Annotated in this window: 4 protein-coding genes; all 4 read left to right on the top strand. The window is 37.9% G+C overall.

All coding sequences use genetic code 11. From position 1 onward, the window contains the following. Nucleotides 1-1,107, top strand: a 1,107-nt coding sequence (locus BN338_RS06500) for an AIR synthase related protein (RefSeq protein ID WP_039760238.1), incomplete at its 5' end; no start/stop codon positions are given. A 63-nt stretch (nucleotides 1,108-1,170) separates the two neighbouring features. Next, on the top strand, nucleotides 1,171-1,404 hold the full coding sequence (locus BN338_RS06495) for a BolA/IbaG family iron-sulfur metabolism protein (protein ID WP_039760235.1): 234 nt from the start codon (nucleotides 1,171-1,173) through the stop codon (nucleotides 1,402-1,404). A 97-nt stretch (nucleotides 1,405-1,501) separates the two neighbouring features. After that, nucleotides 1,502-1,834, top strand: coding sequence for a Grx4 family monothiol glutaredoxin (gene grxD, locus BN338_RS06490; protein ID WP_039760233.1), 333 nt, complete (start codon nucleotides 1,502-1,504; stop codon nucleotides 1,832-1,834). A gap of 71 nt (nucleotides 1,835-1,905) precedes the next feature. Continuing rightward, a partial coding sequence (locus BN338_RS06485) for a multidrug effflux MFS transporter (RefSeq protein ID WP_039760230.1) occupies nucleotides 1,906-2,839 on the top strand: 934 nt, incomplete at its 3' end.

Genomic DNA, 2,839 nt, shown 5'->3' with positions numbered 1-2,839 from the left:
GAGCTTGGTGATGAAGCGCCTGTTTATGACCGTCCTTGGAGTGAACCGGCAAAAAAAACGCTTCTGAAAGCAGAAGACGTCAAAAAAGTTGAGAATCTTGGTGATACACTTCTGACCTTATTGAATTCGGCTGATCAAAGTTCACGACGATGGGTTTATGAACAATATGATACTCTTATTCAAGGAAATAGCCTCATTTGTCCGGGAGGTGACGCAGGCGTTATCCGCATAAGCAATAAGAGTAAACGAGCTCTTGCTTTTTCTTCTGATGTAACACCGCGCTATTGTGAAGCAGACCCTTATGAAGGAGGAAAACAAGCTGTTGCAGAATGCTGGCGAAATATTAGTACGACAGGTGCAACACCACTAGCTGCGACAGATAACCTTAATTTTGGTAATCCTGAAAAACCTGAAATTATGGGACAACTGATTTTGGCTATTAAAGGTATAGGAGAAGCTTGTAGAATCCTTGATTTCCCTATCGTTTCAGGCAATGTTTCTCTCTATAACGAAACAAATGGAGAAGCTATTCTTCCTACCCCCACAATTGCTGGTGTAGGTCTTCTTAGTGATTGGTCTAAAATGGTAACAATAAGTGGTATGCAAAATGGAGATAGTATCATTTTAGTGGGAGATTGTGGTTCTCATTTAGGACAATCAATCTATGCACGTAACATTTTAAATATTGATGCAGGTGCCCCTCCTCCCATAGATTTACAACTTGAAAAAAAACATGGTCAGTTCGTTCGAGATGTTATTAGTAGCGGTTTTGTTCATGCCGCTCATGACATTTCTGATGGGGGATTAGCGATTGCACTTGCAGAAATGGTGATTAAAGCAGGCAAAGGAGTTAAAGTAAAATTAAGCAATAAATCCTCCCATCATGCAGAACTTTTTGGAGAAGACCAAGGACGTTATCTTTTAGCCATTAAACCTCATGTTCTCAGCAGTTTTAAAGAGCACGCGCAAGCCCATGCCATTTCTCTAACAGAGCTAGGTCACGTTGAGGGAGATTCTCTTAACATAGATGGTATATTAACACTTTCGGTAGAAAAACTTACACAAGCCTATGAGAACTGGTTTCCACAATTTATGGGTGAAAAGTAAAAAATTTATTCTTTTTCTTTTAAACAGCTCTTACAAAAAGATGAACAACATAGGAGAATCGTGATGGCAATGAGTGCCCATGCAATTGAAACGCTTATTCGTGAAGGCATACCCGATGCCACTGTAATAATTCGTGATCTTGCTGGAGATGGGGAACATTATGCTGCAGAAGTTATTTCTGAGAGTTTTCGTGGTAAAACCCGTGTTCAGCAACATAAAATGGTCTATGATTCCCTTAAAGGCAATATGGGAAATGATCTTCATGCCTTAATGTTGCAAACAAGTATCCCAAAATAGTCTAAATTTTCTTCTTGCATTCATTCGTTCAATACGATTAAAACAAGAGCGAGCATAAATCACATATTTACAAAACCTAAAATATCGAGGGATAAAAATGACCACTATTCATGATTTTATTGACAACGAGATTAAAACAAACGACGTCATTTTATTCATGAAAGGAACCCCTGACGCTCCGCAATGTGGTTTTTCAGGACAAGTCGTTCAAATTCTTGACTATTTGGGATTGAATTATAAAGGGATTAATATCTTAACTTCTAACGAACTGCGTCAAGGGATCAAAGATTACTCAAATTGGCCAACAATTCCACAGCTTTATGTCAAAGGTGAATTTATTGGGGGGTGTGATATTGTTAAAGAAATGTTTCAAAACAATGAGTTACAGGAGCTTTTGAAAGAAAAGAATATTCCTTATAACCAATCATAGGTATCTTTCATTTTATTCAGACTCTTAAAAAGAGCTGTTTTCAGACGAAATTTTTATTTCAAGGGTGCCGTATGTCTTATTCAATTGATGAACAGACGCACAGTGATGTGATTAAGAAAAAAATTGGCTATAAAGAATTTGTTATTCTTATTGCTTCACTCATGGCTATTAACGCTATAGCTGTAGATATTATGTTGCCAGCTATGCCCAATATTTTGGAAGGCTTAAATGTTCTCAGCGAAAATGACCAACATTATATCATTTCGAGTTATCTTATTAGCTATGGTATTGCTCAAATATTTTTTGGTCCAATAAGCGATCGGTATGGACGACGTAAACTTATCCTTCTTGGGCTTGCTTTTTATTCATTTACGGCAATTGGTTGTGCCTTTGTAACTGATTTTTCTCTCTTGCTTATTTTGCGTATTTTGCAAGGCATTGGAGGAGCTGCTATGCGCGTTCTTACGGTTTCCGTTGTACGAGATCTCTACAGCGGCCGAAAAATGGCAGAAGTTATGTCTATTGTTATGATGGTTTTTCTTGTTGCCCCAATGATTGGTCCTGCAACAGGACAGATCATTTTACTACTCGGACATTGGCAATTTATTTTTATTTTCATGGCAATGATTGGTTTTGGGCTAATGATTTGGATTCAATTTCGCTTGCCTGAAACACTTCATGAACAGCGCCCTCTTTCCTTTTCTTCAGTAAAACACAATTTATGGGTTGTTATAACAAATCGTACAACACTTTGCTACACACTGGCAACTTCCATCATTTTAGGCTGTATTTTTATTGCTGTTAATACATCACAACAAACCTATGAAGGAATTTACAAACTAGGCTTTTGGTTTCCGATAGCATTTGCCATCGGTGCTGCATTTCAGGCTTTCTCATCATTCATGAATTCTCGATTTGTCGGACGTCTTGGAATGCGACGCATTGCGCATACTATGCTTTTACTCTTTTGTGGCACTTCATGCGTTTGGTTTATTGTATCCATCT

This window comes from Bartonella queenslandensis AUST/NH15 (assembly GCF_000312585.1).
GTDB lineage: Bacteria > Pseudomonadota > Alphaproteobacteria > Rhizobiales > Rhizobiaceae > Bartonella > Bartonella queenslandensis_A.
This window is presented reverse-complemented; position numbering and strand designations above follow the sequence as displayed.

What these genes read in the sequence shown, in the direction of transcription:
- BN338_RS06495 (WP_039760235.1), top strand. Translation starts at nt 1,171, where the DNA reads ATGGCAATGAGTGCCCATGCAATTGAAACGCTTATTCGTGAAGGCATA.
- grxD (WP_039760233.1), top strand. Translation starts at nt 1,502, where the DNA reads ATGACCACTATTCATGATTTTATTGACAACGAGATTAAAACAAACGAC.